The organism is Streptomyces sp. FIT100 (genome assembly GCF_024584805.1).
Lineage (GTDB): Bacteria > Actinomycetota > Actinomycetes > Streptomycetales > Streptomycetaceae > Streptomyces.
The window spans coordinates 7642522-7657450 of record NZ_CP075715.1 but is presented as its reverse complement, the minus strand read 5'-3'; the positions used below and the strand labels follow the sequence as shown (position 1 = coordinate 7657450).

8 protein-coding genes are annotated in these 14929 nt (G+C 73.9%); 3 read left to right on the top strand and 5 right to left on the bottom strand.

Translation table 11 applies throughout. From position 1 onward, the window contains the following. Window positions 1-18 precede the first annotated feature (18 nt). The 3 genes from KK483_RS34015 to KK483_RS34005 are packed head-to-tail and all read right to left on the bottom strand — an operon-like array spanning window position 19 to window position 3415. Window positions 19-1488, bottom strand: coding sequence for an FGGY family carbohydrate kinase (locus tag KK483_RS34015; protein ID WP_262009061.1), 1470 nt, complete (start codon window positions 1486-1488; stop codon window positions 19-21). Further along, the gene (locus KK483_RS34010) at window positions 1485-2531 is read right to left on the bottom strand and encodes a transketolase family protein (RefSeq protein ID WP_262009060.1); all 1047 of its coding nucleotides are present in this window, start codon (window positions 2529-2531) and stop codon (window positions 1485-1487) included. The genes KK483_RS34015 and KK483_RS34010 overlap by 4 nt, the downstream gene beginning before the upstream one ends. Further along, window positions 2528-3415, bottom strand: coding sequence for a transketolase (locus KK483_RS34005; RefSeq protein WP_262009059.1), 888 nt, complete (start codon window positions 3413-3415; stop codon window positions 2528-2530). The genes KK483_RS34010 and KK483_RS34005 overlap by 4 nt, the downstream gene beginning before the upstream one ends. Window positions 3416-3688: 273 nt before the next feature. Between KK483_RS34005 and KK483_RS34000 the strand changes: the two genes are divergently transcribed. After that, window positions 3689-4642, top strand: a complete 954-nt coding sequence (locus tag KK483_RS34000) for a sugar-binding transcriptional regulator (RefSeq protein ID WP_262009058.1) — start codon at window positions 3689-3691, stop codon at window positions 4640-4642. A gap of 12 nt (window positions 4643-4654) precedes the next feature. Then, a complete protein-coding gene (locus KK483_RS33995) occupies window positions 4655-7267 on the top strand; it encodes a family 78 glycoside hydrolase catalytic domain (protein ID WP_313879501.1) in 2613 nt (870 codons plus the stop codon). On the opposite strand, the gene KK483_RS33990 is transcribed toward KK483_RS33995, so the two are convergent. Continuing rightward, window positions 7233-10178: a glycoside hydrolase family 2 TIM barrel-domain containing protein gene (locus tag KK483_RS33990; protein ID WP_262009057.1), complete on the bottom strand. Its 2946-nt coding sequence runs from the start codon at window positions 10176-10178 to the stop codon at window positions 7233-7235. The genes KK483_RS33995 and KK483_RS33990 overlap by 35 nt on opposite strands. Before the next feature lie 26 nt (window positions 10179-10204). Between KK483_RS33990 and KK483_RS33985 the strand changes: the two genes are divergently transcribed. After that, complete coding sequence (locus tag KK483_RS33985) at window positions 10205-12157, top strand: glycoside hydrolase family 127 protein (RefSeq protein ID WP_262009056.1); 1953 nt, start codon at window positions 10205-10207, stop codon at window positions 12155-12157. Here KK483_RS33985 and KK483_RS33980 read toward each other — a convergent pair. Further along, window positions 12141-14774 carry an alpha-L-rhamnosidase gene (locus KK483_RS33980; RefSeq protein WP_262009055.1) on the bottom strand — a complete coding sequence of 878 codons (2634 nt, stop codon included), beginning with the start codon at window positions 14772-14774 and terminating at the stop codon, window positions 12141-12143. The two genes, KK483_RS33985 and KK483_RS33980, sit on opposite strands and share 17 nt — an antisense overlap. Window positions 14775-14929: the final 155 nt, after the last annotated feature.

The window sequence follows — 14929 nt, the reverse complement described above, 5'->3', positions numbered from 1 at the left end:
CTCCTGACTGAGGTGGGTTCAGGTACGGGCGAGGCGGGAGCGGCGCACCGCGTCCCGCCAGTGCGTGAGGCGCTCTCGGCGCCAGTCGGCGCCCCGGCGCGGGCTCACCGCGGTGGCGGCGGTGGCCTCGTCCGCGCGCAGCTCCAGCTCCTTGGCCGTCCACAGGCCGAGGCCGAGGCCGGCGAGGTGGGCGGCGCCGAGTGCGGAGCTCTCCGGGTGCGGGCCCACCCGGACGGGGCGGGCGCACAGGTCGGCCTGCAACTGCATCAGCGTCGTGTTGGCGCTGGCCCCGCCGTCGGCGTGGAGGGCCGGAGCGGGGCCGAGCGCGCGGTCGAACAGCGCGACGGTCTCGGCGATCTGGAAGGCCACGGACTCGATCGCGGCGCGGGCGAGGGCGGCGCGCGGGGCGGCCTGGGTGAAGCCGCTGAGCACGGCCACGGCCTGCCGGTCCCAGTACGGCGCGCCGAGTCCTTCGAAGGCCGGCACCAGCGCCGCGGTGCTGTCCCCCGCTTCGTCGGCCAGGGCAGCGAGACCGCCCTCGTCGGTGCCGAGGAGCTGTGCGGCCCAGCGCACGGCGGTTCCGGACGCCGCGATGTTGGCCTCAAGGGCGAGGGCGGGGCGCTCCCCCGGCAGCTGCCAGGCGACCGTCCGGGCCAGCCCGTCGGGCAGGCCCTCGCCCGTGTCCGGGGCCAGTGCCATCACCGAGGAACCACTGCCGTACGTGGCCTTGACCACGCCGGTGCGTCCCGCGCTGTGGGCGAACAGGGCCGCGTGGGAGTCGGCGAGGACCGCGGCGAGCGGGGTCCCCGTCCGTATGCCGGGCAGGCCGTCGGCGGAGCCGAACGGGCCGGTGGAGGCGGTCGGTTCGGGCAGCGCCGCCCTGGGCACGCCGAACAGGTCGAGCAGATACGGGCTGTACGTACCGGTCCCGAGGTCGAGGAGCTGGGTGCGGGAGGCGTTGCCGAGCTCGGTGGCGTCGCATCCGGTGATGCGGCGCAGCAGCCAGGCGTCGACCGTGCCGACCCGGATCCTGCCGGAACGGCAGGCGCGGCGGCCGGGGTCGAGCTCGTCCAGGAGGGCCGCGGCCTTCGTGGCGGAGAACATGGGGTCCATGGGAAGCCCGGTCCTGGCGGTGACCTGCCGGGCCTCGTCGCCCGCCGCCAGTTGCGCGCAGTGGGCCGCGCCCCGCCGGTCCTGCCAGCTCAGCAGCGGGGAGAGCGGCTCGCCCGTGGCGGTTTCCCACGCCAGCACCGATTCGCGCTGCGTGCTGAGGGCCACCCCGGCGATGCCGGCGCCGGGGTGCGCGGCCAGCACGTCGGCCGCCGCACCGGCGACGCTCGCCCAGAGCTCCCTCGGGTCCTGTTCCACCCGGCCGGGGCCCGGGTGGGACTGGGACAGCGGGCGCGCGGCGGTGCCGCGCACGGCGCCACCGGCGTCCACCAGGAGGGCTTTGGTGCTGCTGGTCCCCTGGTCGAGGGCGAGGATCACGGTGTGCCTCCGAGCGGTTCGAGCGGTTCGAGCGGTTCGAGCAGTTCCAGGGCGGCGCGCTCGGCGCCCTCCGCGGTCAGCCCGAAGTGCTCGAAGAGGAAGCGGGAGGTGCCGGTGGGGGCGAATACGCCCGGCACGCCCAGGATTCGCATCGGCACGGGCCGGCGCGTGACGACCGTCTCCGCGATCGCGCCGCCGAGGCCGCCGCGTACGGTGTGCTCCTCGACGCTGACGATGGCGCGGGTCTGCTCCGCGGCGTCGAGGACGGCCTGTTCGTCGAGGGGGCTGATCGTCGACATGTTCAGCACACGGGCCGCGATGCCGCGCGCGGCGAGCCGTTCGGCCGCCTCCAGCACGACGGCCACCGTCGTCCCGGCGCCGACGAGGGTGATGTCCGAGCCCTGGCGCAGCACGGCGGCGCGGCCGGGCGAGAAGGGGATCCGGGGTTCCAGGTCGGGCACCGGGGTGCGGCCGATGCGCAGGAAGACCGGCCCGTCGTGGGCGTATGCCCAGCGGACCGCCTCCGCGGTCTCGGCGGGGTCGGCGGGGACCACGACGGTGAGATCCGCCAGGGCGCGCAGCCAGGCCAGGTCCTCGATGCTGTGGTGGGTGGGTCCGAGCTGTCCGTAGGCGAGGCCCGGGCTCATGCCGCACAGCTTCACATTGGCGCGGGAGTAGGCGACATCGGCCTTGATCTGCTCCAGTGCCCGGCCGGTGAGGAACGGCGACGCGGCGCAGACGAAGGGGATCCGCCCGCTCCCGGCGAGGCCCGCACCGACGCCGACCATGGTCTGCTCGGCGATGCCGACGTTGATGAGCCGGTCCGGGTGTGCCGCGGCGAACGCGCCCAGGGCGCTGGACCCGACGGAGTCGTTGCACACCGCGACGATCCGCTCGTCCGCGGCGGCCAGCTCCAGCAGCGTGGCCGCGAACGCCGTACGGCAGTCGTGCAGCACGGGTGTGCCCGCCGTGCCCGTCGTGCCCGCCGTGCTTGTCGTGCTTGTCGCGCTTGTCGCGCTTGTCGTTCTCGACGTGGTGGTCACCGGCTCAGCTCCTCCATGGCGCGTGCGGTCTCGTCCCCGGTGGGCACGCGGTGGTGCCACTCGACCCGGTCGGCCATGAAGGACACACCGTGGCCCTTCTCGGTCCGGGCGATCAGGCAGGTCGGGCGGCCGGGTTCCGCAGGTGCGCTCAGCTCCCGGTACAGCGCCTCGTGGTCGTGTCCGTCCACGTCGCGCACGGCGAAGCCGAACGCCCGCCATTTGTCGGCCAGGGGCTCCAGGGCCGCCGTCTGCTCGGTGCGGGCGCCCTGTTGCAGCCGGTTGCGGTCGACGACGACGGTGAGGTTGTCGAGACCTCGGTGGGCGGCGGTGAGGGCCGCCTCCCAGTTGCTCCCCTCCTGGAGTTCGCCGTCGCCGGTGAGGACGAAGGTGCGCCGCCCGCTCCGGTCCAGCCGGGCGGCGATCGCCGTGCCGACGGCGACGGGGAGCCCGTGGCCGAGCGGTCCCGTGCTGGTCTCGACGCCGGGCACCTTGCGGCAGTCGGGGTGGCCGTTGAGGGGCGACAACGGGTCCATGTAGGTGTCGAGTCGGGCGTCCGGGAAGTAGCCGGCGTACGCCAGCGTGGCGTAGAGCGCGCCCGAGCTGTGGCCCTTGCTCTGGATGAAGCGGTCGCGGCCGGGCAGCCGGGGCCGCTCCGGATCGCAGTCGAGGACGAGCAGGTAGAGGACGGTGAGGATGTCGACGGCGGAGAAGTCGCCGCCCACATGCCCCATGCGGGCGTGCCGGATCATCTCCAGGACCCGTCGCCGTATCGCGTCGGAGATCCCGGCGAGCCGGGCGGTGCGTTCGTCGGGTGGCGCTTCGATCAGGGTCCGGCGCAGCCGGTGCAGGCGCTCCGTGCTGCCGGGAACGGGCATCAACGTCATGTGAATATCCATTCATTCATGAATGTTGATTCGTCCTAAGCTAACCTTGCGCTGACGGCCCGTCAACGCGGCCCGGAGCACCGAACCGGTTTTCGGTCAGGGGGACTTGGCGATCACCACCGGCCGTGGGGAGAGTGCGCCGGAGGGGCGCCGACGCTGTCGAAAGGGAGAACGCGCGGAGGCCGCGAGGAACGAGCGGCCGAGCACGATCGACCGTCGACAGCGTCTGAGGGGGCCCAGGAGGCGAACGAACCACAGCAAGGAGGGAGTGCGATGGCAGCCCCGGAAGAGCTGCGTCTCATGACGCGCGTGGCGCGCATGTACTACACCGAGGGAGTCCGCCAGCCGCAGATAGCCGACCGGCTGGGCCTGTCCCAGGCCCGGGTGTCGCGGCTGCTGAAGCGGGCCGAGGAGCAGGGCATCGTCCGGATCACGGTGTCCGCGCCGCAGGGCACCCATCCCGGCCTGGAGGGCGCCCTCCAGGAGCGCTACGGCATCAGGCTGGCGCTCGTGGTGGACGTGCCGGACGACGACGAGCAGCGCATCCTGCCCGAACTGGGCGCCGCCGCCGCGTACTACCTGGAGGTGACACTGCGCTCCGGCGACACCATCGGCATCTCCTCCTGGAGCGCCTCGCTGCTGGCCGTGGTGGACCATCTGCGCCCGGTGCCCGGCCTGACCGGTGTCCGGGTGCTCCAGGTCCTCGGCGGCGTCGGGGACCCGGCCGCCGCCGAGCACGCCACCCGGCTGACCGACCGTATGGCCCACGTGCTCCAGGGGAGCCCCGTGCACCTGCCCTCGCCGGGGGTGGCCGGTTCCGCCGCCAGCGCCCGGGCGCTGCGCGAAGACCCGTTCGTCGCCGCGGGGATGGCGCTCTTCAAGGAGATCACGGTGGCGCTCGTCGGCATCGGCTCCCTCGAACCGTCCCGGGTGCTGGCGAGCAGCGGCAATGTCTTCGCGGCCGGGGAGCTCGCGCGGTTGCGCGCGGCCGGCGCCGTGGGCGACGTCTGCCTCCACTTCTTCGACGCCGCCGGGCGCCCGACCGACACGGGTACGGCGCAGCGGGTCATCGGGATCACCCCGGAGCAGCTGCGGGCGGTCCCCCGCTGCGTCGCCGTCGCCGGGGGCCGGCGCAAGACGGAGGCGGTGCGCGCGGCCCTGCGGGGCGGCCTGGTCAATGTCCTGATCACCGACCGGTTCACCGCCGAGCGGCTGACCCGACCGTAAGGAGTCCCCATCGTGCTCGTCACTGTCGGCACCCCCGTTGCGGAGCACCACCGCGAGCCGCTCGGCATCGGCGAATCGCGGCCCCGGCTTTCCTGGACCGTCGAGGCCCTCCGGCCCGGCTGGTTCCAGTCGGCGTACGAGATCGAGATACGCCCCGACGGCGAACCGCCCCACCGCAGCGGCCGGATCGAGGGCCCCGACTCGGTGCTGGTGCCCTGGCCCGCCGCGGCGCCCGTGCCGGCCTCGCGGGGGCGGTGCGCGGTGCGGGTGCGGGTCTGGGGCGAGCAGGGCCCCGCCTCCGGCTGGAGCCCGGAGCTCGTCGTCGAGGCCGGACTGCTGCACGCCGCGGACTGGACGGCGGCGATGGTGACCCCCGCCATCCCCCAAGAGCACGAGGAGACGGGCGAGTCGGAGCGGCCGGTCCTGCTGCGCGGCGAGTTCCACCTGCCCGCCGCCCCGCGCTCGGCCCGGCTGTACTCGACCGCCCACGGGGTGTACGAGCTGGAGATCAACGGTGTCCGGGCCGGTGACGAGGTGCTGGCACCGGGCTGGACGAGCTACCGCCACCGGCTGCACTACCGCACTCTCGATGTGACCGGGCTGCTGCACGCCGGGGACAACGCGCTCGGCGCCTGGCTCGCCGACGGCTGGTACCGCGGCCGCATCGGCTTCCAGGGCGGCGTCCGCGCCTACTACGGCGAGGAGACCGCGCTGCTGGCCCAGCTCGAAGTCACCTGCGCCGACGGCTCGTTCGTCCGCTTCGGCACCGGCGAGGGATGGCGCTGCTCGTACGGTCCGATCCTGTCCGCGAGCCTGTACGACGGCGAGCGCCACGATGCCCGCCTGGAGCAACCGGGCTGGTCCGGGCCCGGCTTCGACGACACGGGCTGGCACCCGGTGCGTACCGTCCACCGCGATCCGGCCACCCTCGTCGCCCCCACCGGGCCCCCGGTGCGCCGCACCAAAAAGGTCGCGCCCGTCGACGTCCTCGGCTCGCCGTCCGGCCGTACGGTCCTCGACTTCGGCCAGAACCTCGTCGGGCGGCTGCGGATGCGCGTCCAGGGGCCCTCCGGCACCAGCGTCACCGTGCGCCACGCGGAGATCCTGGAGGACGGCGAGCTGTGCACCCGCCCACTGCGCGAGGCCGAGGCCACCGACAGCTACACCAAGCGGGGCGACGGCCCCGAAGTGTGGGAGCCGCGCTTCACCTTCCACGGCTTCCGCTACGCCGAGGTCTCCGGCGAGGCCGTCCCGGACGGCGCCACCGCCCAGGTGCTGCACACGGACATGCGCCGCACCGGCTGGTTCAGCTGCTCGGACCCACTCCTGGACCGGCTCCACGAGAACGTCGTGTGGAGCATGCGCGGCAACTTCCTCTCCGTCCCCACCGACTGTCCGCAGCGCGACGAACGCCTCGGCTGGACCGGCGACCTCCAGGTCTTCGCCCCGTCGGCGAGCTTCCTGTTCGACTGCGCCGGCATGCTGCGCTCCTGGCTGGCGGACCTCGCCGCCGAGCAGTACGACGACGGCACCGTCCCGTTCTTCGTGCCCACCCTCGAAGCCGACGCCTGGAAGCCGGACTGGGCGCCGTCCTGGCCGGCGGCGGTCTGGGGAGACGTCGCCGTGCTCACCCCGTGGACGCTCTACCAGCGCTTCGGCGATCGCGGTGTGCTGCGCGACCAGTACCCGAGCGCCAGGGCCTGGGTGGAGCTGGTCCACTCCCTGCTCGACGACGGCGGGCTGTGGCGGCAGGGCAGGCAGCTCGGGGACTGGCTCGACCCCGCAGCCCCGCCGGAGGACCCCGGCCGCGCCCGCACCGACCCCGGGCTGGTGGCGTCCGCGTACTTCGCCGCGTCCGCGGGGACCCTCGCGGACACCGCGGACGTCCTCGGCGAGGCCCAGGACCGGGAACGGTACGCGGCGATGGCCGCACGGACCCGCAAGGCGTTCGCGGCCGAGTACGTCACCGGGGACGGCCGGCTGGCCTGCGACACCCAGACCGCGTACGCGCTCGCGCTGCGCTTCGGGCTGCTGCCGGACGAGCGCACGCGCCGCGCCGCCGCCCGGCGCCTGGCCCGGCTGACCGCCGACGCGGACCACCGCATCGCGACCGGCTTCGCGGGCACCCCGCTGATCTGCGACGCCCTCACCGAGGGCGGCGAGGTGGAGACGGCCTACCGGCTCCTCATGCAGCGCGAGTGCCCCTCGTGGCTCTACCCGGTGGTACAGGGCGCCACGACGATCTGGGAGCGCTGGGACAGCCTGCTGCCCGACGGCACGGTCAACCCGGGCGAGATGACCTCCTTCAACCACTACGCGCTGGGCGCGGTCGCCGACTGGCTGCACCGCACGGTCGCGGGGCTCGCCCCCGCCGCACCCGGCTACCGGCGCATCCGCGTGGCCCCCCGGCCCGGCGGCGGCCTCACCCACGCACGGGCCCGGCATCTGACGCCGTACGGACCGGCGGAGGTCGGGTGGCGGATCGCCGGACGGCTGCTCCACGTCGACGTCGTGGTGCCGCCCGGGGCCACCGCGCTGATCGACCTCGTCGGCCGCGACCGCTCCGAAGCCGGCGCCGGCACCCATCACTTCACCGCCGAGCTGCCGGCGGCGCCAGGGTCCTGAAGCGCAGCTCGAAGGTCGTCTCGGCGGGCTCCAGCCGGTGCTCCGGCAGCGGGCCGGGGCCGCACGAGGCGCTGCCCAGACCCTGGTGCGCCAGGTCGAGGTGGACGAAGACGCGGTCGCGCGGGACGAGGTCCGTGGGATGCCGGGCCGCCTCCAGGTCCTGGCTCGTCCACCGGCGGGCGGTGAGGCCGAAGTGCGGCGCTCCCTCGACGCGCAGACCTCCGCCGGTGGCCGGATCGGTGAGCTCGGCCCACCGGACGGCGGCCCGGTGGCCGTTCTCCTGCGGGACGACGTACGGGGTCTGCAGCCCGGCGACCGTGGCGGTGAACAGGCCCACTCGGGCCGCCTCCTGGCTGTCCGGATACGCCTCGCCGGGGCCCTTGCCGAACCAGCGGACGTCCTCGCACGCGGCGGGCAGCGCCAGGAGTACGCCGATCCGCGGGAGTGTGAGGCCGTCCCAGGGACCCTCCGGGACGACATGGACCACGAGCCGCAGGCCGGGCCCTGCGGCCGTCCACACGTACCGGGTGCGCAGCGCCCGCTCATGACCCGCGGGCGCGACCCGGGTCTCGACCTCCAGCCGGTCGGGCCCCTGGCGCACGGAGACGGTCCGGTGGTCCATCCGGTCCAGGCCCGCCCGGCGCCAGTCCTTCGCGGCGGAGTCGGGGCCCATGCCGCGGTCGTTGTCGGTCGGGGCCCGCCAGACGTCCAGGGCAGGGCCGTCGAGCCGGAGCGGTCCGAGGGCGCGCAGCAGGCCCGTACGCGCGTCGAAGTCCCCGTCTCCCAGGGTGATGCCGTCGTCCGACGGCCGCGGTGCGACCGGGGCCGGGGCCGGCGCAGGCGCAGGCGCGGCCGCCACACGGTGCGGGTGCGGCACCGGGAACTGCGCCCAGGCGACCTCGTGCCCGGCCCCCGCCCAGGGCTCGTCGGCGGCGAGCTCCGCGCGGACCGTCAGCCACAACTCCCCCCGCGGGGCTTCGGGAAGGAGCGGCCGGGGTGCCGGGATCACCGCCTCCTCCCCCGCGGCCACGCAGGGGACCTTCAGCTCCCCGTCGGCGACGCGCACGCCTTCGTCCTCCAGGCTCCAGGTGAACCGCAGATGCGAGAGGTCGCGGTGGTCGTACCGGTTGGCGACGCGCACGAGGCCCCGGCCGAGTGCGGCGGTGACGGCGACCGGCTCGATGGCCTTCTTCAGCTCCAGGAGACCGGGCGACGGGGTGCGGTCGGGGAGGACCAGGCCGTCGATGCAGAAGTTCCCGCCGTGCGGGTGGTCGCCGAAGTCGCCGCCGTAGGCGAAGTAGGTGCGGCCGTCGGCGGTGCGCCGCCGGAAGCCGTGGTCGATCCACTCCCAGACGAACCCGCCCGCGCAGCGCGGCGACTGCTCGAAGGCGCGCTGGTAGGCGGCGAGCGATCCCGGGCCGTTGCCCATGGCGTGCGCGTACTCGCACAGCAGGAACGGCAGCACGCGGCGCCGCGCCTCCAGCGCCGGGTCGTCCGCGGTCTCCGGCGGCGCGTCCTCCTCGTGGCGTCCGATGCGCTCGACCTGCGCCACGGGCGCGTACATCAGGCTGTAGAAGTCGGAGTGGCGGTAGGTCCGGTCGCGTTCGTAGTGCAGCGGGCGGCTCGGATCGCGCCGGCGGGTCCACTCGGCGAGGACGCCGAAGTTGCGGCCGTGGTGGCTCTCGTTGCCCAGCGACCAGATGACGATCGACGGGTGGTTCTTGTCCCGCTCCACCATCCGCCGCATCCGGTCGAGCATCATCGGCTCCCAGCGGGGGTCGTCGGCCGGGTTGCCGCGCCAGTCGGCGTGGATGAAGCCGTGGGTCTCGATGTCGCACTCGTCGACGACCCACAGGCCCAGTTCGTCGCAGAGGTCGAGGAAGGCCGGGTGCGGGGGGTAGTGGCTGGTGCGGACGGCGTTGATGTTGTGCCGCTTCATCAGCAGGACGTCGCGGCGCATCGTCTCCGGGTCGAGCACCCGGCCGTGGTCGGGGTCGTGCTCGTGCCGGTTGACGCCGCGCAGCAGCAGCGGCCGGCCGTTGACGGTGAGCCGTCCCTCGCGGACGGCGACGGTGCGGAAGCCGATGCGCAGCGCAATGTGCTCGTGCGGGGTGCTGAGCCGTCCCTCGTAGAGGCGGGGGGTCTCCGCCGACCAGGGCTCGACGCGGTCGATGACGGCGGTCTCCCCGGCCGGGCGGTCGGTGATGCCGAGTTCGGGGACGGTCAGCAGGGCGGCCGGTGCGCCGGTGTCGACGCGCAGTGTGCCGCGGCCGGTGGTGTGGTCGTATCCGGCGTGCACGAAGAGGTCGTCGACGCAGCCGGCCGGGCGTTCCAGGAGCGTCACGTCGCGGAAGATGCCGGGCAGCCACCACATGTCCTGGTCCTCCAGATAGCTTCCGGAGGACCAGCGGTGCACGCGTACGGCGAGGACGTTGCGGCCGGGCCGCAGCGCCGGTCCCGCGTCGAACTCGGCGGGCAGCCGGCTCCCCTTGGAGGTGCCGAGCTCGCGCCCGTTGAGCCACGCGCGGAAGCAGGAGTCGACCCCTTCGAAGCGCAGCACGCTGCCGTCCCGGCGCCAGGTGCCGGGGAGTTCGAACTCCAGCCGGTGGTCTCCGGTGGGGTTCCGGGTCGGCGTGTGCGGCGGGTCGACGGGGAAGGGGTAGGCGGTGTTGGTGTAGCGCGGGATGCCGTGGCCGTGCAGCACCCAGTGGGACGGCACGGGCAGTTCGGACCAGCCGTCCCCCCGGGGCGTGTGGTCGTGCAGGAAGTCCAGCGGCGCCTCGGCGACGGCCTCGGAGAGCCGGAACAGCCAGTGGCCGTTCAGGCTCAGCCGTCCGGCGTCCGAGGTGAAGGCGGCGCGGGGGGCACGCCGGCCGGTGCCGGGCTCGTAGTCCTCGTAGTACGGCAGCATCGCGCTCCCACTCCCAACGGGTCGGCGTGACGGCGGTGTTGACGGCGATGTTGATGGCGGTGTCGATGGCGGGCGTCACCGTGGTGGTGGCGACGGCGGTATTGACAGGAGACGGGGGTGCCGGGCTGTCTGGAGCGATGCAGCCGCCGTTCCGGGACTTCCCCGCCGACCGCGTTCGCCTTCTGCCCGGCCTCGGCCGGATCGACTACTCCGACCTGGCCAATCCGTTCCAGCAGCGGGCCGGGCTCGTCCGCAGCTATCTCATGAGCCTCGACTCCGCGAAGCTGCTGCGCGCCTTCACCTTCGAGGCGGGCATCTTCGCCCCCGGCGATCCCGCGCCCTCCGGCAAACGGCACGGCGGCTGGGAGGCGCTGGACTCCCAGCTGCGCGGCCACTTCCTCGGCCACTGGCTGTCGGCGGCCGCACGGCTCGTCGCCACGACGGGGGACGCGGAGCTCCGGGCGAAGGCCGAGGGCATCGTCGGCAGCCTCGGGCACCTCCAGCGCGAGAACGGCGGCGAGTGGGTCTTCTCGATCCCGGAGAAGTACCTCCACCGCATCGCGGACGGGAAGCGCATGTGGGCTCCGCACTACACGGTCCACAAGACGCTCATGGGCCTGCTCGACGCCCACCGGTACCTGCGCAGCGAGCAGGCGCTGCGGACCGTCGTGAACGCCGCCCGCTGGTTCCACCGCTGGACCGGCCGCTTCTCCCGGGACGACCTCGACGACATCCTGGACCACGAGACCGGCGGCATGCTGGAGGTGTGGGCCGAGCTGTACGGGATCACCGGCGACGAGGCCCATCTGGACCTCGTGCGCCGCTACGACCGGCCGCGCCTCTTCGACCGGCTGCTCGCGGGCGAGGACCCCCTCACCAACCGGCACGCCAACACCACCGTCCCCGAGGTGCTCGGGGCGGCCCGCGCCTTCGAGGTCACCGGCGAGGAGCGCTGGCGGCGCGTCGTGGAGGAGTACTGGCGGTGCGCGGTGACCGACCGGGGGTACTTCGCCACCGGCGGGCAGTCGAGCTACGAGATGTGGACCCCGCCGTACGAGTTCGCCGCCCGCCTCGGCACACGCACCCAGGAGCACTGCACCGTCCACAACATGATGCGCCTTGCACACGTGCTGCTGCGCTGGACCGGGGACCCCGCGTACGCCGACTACATCGAGCGGAACCTGTACAACGGCATCCTGGCGCAGCAGCATCCGCGCACCGGCATGGCCGCCTACTACCTGCCGCTGCGCCCGGGCGCGACGAAGCAGTGGGGCACCGCGACGGACAGCTTCTGGTGCTGCTACGGGACGATGGTGCAGGCGCACACGCTGCACAACGCGTACGCCTACTACGGGCACGACGGGGGCGTGGCGGTCTGCCAGTACATCCCCTCCACGCTCCGCTTCGCCCGGGAGGGCCGGGAGGTGGAGCTGTCGCAGCGCCCGGACCCTCAGGTGGGTACGCATATCGCCGCCTCCGGCGACCGGGGCGCCGACCGCCGTCCCGACCGGTGGGCGATCGAACTGTCCGTGCGGGCGGACGGGCCCGCCGACTTCGAGCTGGGCCTGCGGGTGCCCTGGTGGGTGAGCGGTCCGGTCACCCTGACGGTGAACGGTGAGCCGCAGCCGGTGAAGCCCGGGCCGGGGCTGGTCGGCGTGCACCGGACATGGCGCGACGACACCGTACGCCTTGAGCTGCCCACGGCGCTGCGCGCCGAGCCGCTGCCGGACCGTCCGGAGGCGGTGGCGTTCATGGACGGGCCGGTCGTGCTGGCGGGCCTGTGCGAGGAGGAGCGGCAGCTCGACGGCGACCCGGGCCGGCCGGAGACGCTCCTGGCCCCGGACGAGGAGCGCGACCCGTTCGCGTGGCGCGGCTCCTACCGGGCGCGTGGCCAGGACCGCGGACTGCGGTTCGTTCCGCTGCACGAGGTGGAGGACGAGCCGTACGCCGTCTACTTCCCGGTCAGGCCCCGACACTGAACTGCCAGGTGCCGTGGCCGACTTCGTAGCCGGCCCGGCCGCCGGCGGTGCCGAGCGGGCGCGCACCCTGTGGTGCCCGGGGCGCGCCCGCGCCGTCCGGCACGGGCAGTTCGACGCGGGACGGCGGGCCGGGCGGCACGGTCACGTCGAAGCGCAGGCCGTCGTCCGTGCGCTCCCAGGCGCTGGTGACGCGGCCGCGCGGGGTGTCGTACCAGGCGCTCACCCAGGTGAGTCCGCCGACGGGGGTGGGGCGCAGGACGATCCGGTCGAAGGCGACGGAGTCCTCCGCCTGCCGGATGCCGGCGAGCGACGCGCCGAACCACTCCTCGACGGCGCCGAGCATGAGGTGGTTCTGGGACGAGCCCCGCGTCGGTCCGTCCCAGCGCTCGGTGAGCGCGGTCGCACCGTGGGTGACCTGGTAGCCGTAACTGGGGCTGTCCGTACGGCTGACGAGGTCGTGGACGACGTCGTCGCGGTCGTACGCGCTCAGGACGCGCAGCAGCGAGGGCAGGGCGATCTCGCCGACCGTGACGTGGTCGCCCGCCGCGCGGATGGAGGCGATCAGGTGGTCGAGGACGGCGGAGCGCTCGGCCTCGGGGACGATGCCCAGGTCGAGGGCGAGGGCGTCGGCGGCCTGGCTGCCGGTGGCGTAGGTGTGCCGGTCCGCGTCGAAGTACGTGTCGTGGAAGGCCCGGCCGATCCGTTCGGCGAGGGCGGTGTGGCGGCGGGCGTCGGCGGATTCGCCGACGGCCTGCGCGATCTCGCTCATGGCGGTGGCGATCCGGTGGTGGGCGAAGGCCGCGGTGACGCCCTTGGGCGTGGAGTCGTCGAAGGCGATCCAGTCGCCGAGTCCGTGGGTGAGCAGTCCGCTGCCGTCCGTGCGTGAGGCGAGGTGGTCCAGGTAGCGCAGCATCGACGGGTAGTGGGCGCGCAGCGTGGCGGTGTCGCCGTAGGTCCGGTAGAGGTGCCAGGGTGCGAGGACGATCGCGCCGCCCCAGTTGGGGTCGTCCCGGAACTTGTCCTCGAAGACCGTGTACTCGGGGGCGATGCCCGGGACCAGGCCGGTGTCGGTCTGGGCGTCCGCCATGTCCCGTACGAGCTTGCGGTAGTAGGCGGCGACGTCGTAGTTGCGCGCCACGGCGGGGAAGACGAGGTGCGTCTGCTCCAGCCAGCCCAGCTTCTCGCGGTGCGGGCAGTCGGTGAGGATGCTGTACATGTTGCCCTGGACGGCCCGGTCGACGAGCCGGTGGATGCCGTTGAGCAGCTCGTCGGAGCAGCTGAAGCCGCCGGCGGGCGTGTTGGCGGCGCGCAGCACGAGCCCGCGCAGGGTGTCCGGGGCGGGCGGTCCCGGCAGGCCCTCGACCTGGACGTAGCGGAAGCCGTGGTAGACGGTGCGCGGATGCCAGGTCTCGGCCTCCGCATCGGCGCCGGTGTCCGTGCCGGCGTCCGTGCCGCGCAGGGTGTACCGGTCGTAGCAGGGGCGGCCGGTGAAGCGCTGGTTGACGGTGCCGTCGTCGTGGAGGAGCTCGGCGGGGCGCATGACCACGGACGTTCCCGCGGGCCCGAGGACCCGCAGCTCGGGCCAGCCGGCGATGTTGACGCCCAGGTCGAAGACGTGCACCCCGGGCTGCGGTTCGGTGACGGAGACGGTCTCGACGGTCTCGACGACCTCCACGGGCGGATGGGCGCGGGCCGACAGCGTCACGTCGGGGGCGTGCGGTGTGACGGTGACCGCGGGCCGCCAGTCCTCGGGGCCCGGCTCGCGCCGGGCGTCGTGCTCCTCGCCGCCGAACCAGGCGGAGAGCGTGATCGGGCCGGGCGCGGTGCGCCAGCTGCCGTCGGTGACGAGGCGGGTGCACGTGCCGTCGGTGTGCTCGACGAGCAGCACGGCGAGGGCTCTGGGCAGTCCGTAGCTGACGTGCAGCTTCTCGTAACGGCCCGGCACGTTCGGCACATTGGCGATGCCGTTGCCCAGCAGGATGCCGAGCGTGTTGGAGCCCTGGCGGACGGCGTCGGTGATGTCGTACGTGGCGTACAGGAGCCGCTTGTCGTAGGCCGTGCAGCCGGGTTCGAGCACGGCGTCCGAGACGCGGGCCCCGTTGACGCTCGCCTCGTAGACGCCGAGCGCGGTGGCGTGGAGCCGGGCGCGGCGGACCGGCCGGTCGAGGCGGAAGTCCCCGGCCAGGAGGGGAAGCGGGGCCGCCGGGTCATGCCCGTCGGGTGACGCCCACTCGGGTGCGGTCACCCACTGCGCCCCGTCCCAGTCGGACGGCAGGAGCAGCCCGGTCTCCCAGGAGGCCGCGGCGCTCCACTCCGAGGCGGTGCCCCACTCGTCCCAGACCCGCACGCGCCAGTGGGCCCGTTGTGCGGAGCCGAGCGCCTTGCCGCCGTACTCGACGCCGGTGCCGCGGTGCCCGGCGACCCGCCCGCTGTCCCACAGGTCGGGTGCACCGGCGGCGAGCAGGCCGGGGGTCGAGGCGACGTGGATCCGATAGGCGTCCTGCCGCCCGGCGCTCACCTTCCAGGAGAGGTCGGGGTGTTCGTCGTCGATACCGAGGGGCTCCGCGAGGTGGCCCGTCCTGAGGTCGGTCGGTGCGCTGCTGGTGCCGCGTGTCACTGCTGCCTCCGGTGGTGGTCCGGCGGATCTGTCCCCCGCAGGGCGCGAAAGGGGGGTCAACACCACTGGTATACCACCCACTTGAGCCCATACACAGCGTCTACGCACACCTTGACGCCCCTCCGGACCCCCTCCTAACCTCAATGGCATTCCTG

What these genes read in the sequence shown, in the direction of transcription:
- KK483_RS33990 (WP_262009057.1), bottom strand. Translation starts at nt 10,178, where the DNA reads ATGCTGCCGTACTACGAGGACTACGAGCCCGGCACCGGCCGGCGTGCC.
- KK483_RS34005 (WP_262009059.1), bottom strand. Translation starts at nt 3,415, where the DNA reads ATGACGTTGATGCCCGTTCCCGGCAGCACGGAGCGCCTGCACCGGCTG.
- KK483_RS34000 (WP_262009058.1), top strand. Translation starts at nt 3,689, where the DNA reads ATGGCAGCCCCGGAAGAGCTGCGTCTCATGACGCGCGTGGCGCGCATG.